1 pseudogene is annotated in these 241 nt (G+C 30.3%); it reads right to left on the bottom strand.

Going from position 1 to position 241, the window contains the following annotated elements:
• Positions 1 to 6 precede the first annotated feature (6 nt).
• Positions 7 to 241, bottom strand: a pseudogene (locus R0J88_RS22995) (hypothetical protein); the annotation flags it as partial.

The raw sequence follows: 241 nt of genomic DNA, 5'->3' as shown, positions 1-241 counted from the left end.
CTAAGATCACTTAGCGCTTTTTCTCATCCCATAGCTAAACAACAACAAGATAAACCAAATGGGTGTTAGTAATAAAGCAGAACGGGTTTCTTCAGAAATAAACATAATTACTAAAATCGCTAAAAATAAAAGCAACACCATATAGTTAATAAAAGGGGTTAATGGAGCTTTAAACGATGATTTTTTATGTAAATCAGGTCGTTTTCTCGTATAACGAATATGTGATATTAAAATAATAGTC

This window comes from Pseudoalteromonas sp. SIMBA_162, assembly GCF_046535955.1.
In the GTDB taxonomy this organism is placed as follows: domain Bacteria; phylum Pseudomonadota; class Gammaproteobacteria; order Enterobacterales; family Alteromonadaceae; genus Pseudoalteromonas; species Pseudoalteromonas marina.
Note: the sequence above shows the minus strand (reverse complement) of the source record. Positions and strands in the feature narration are given on the sequence as shown.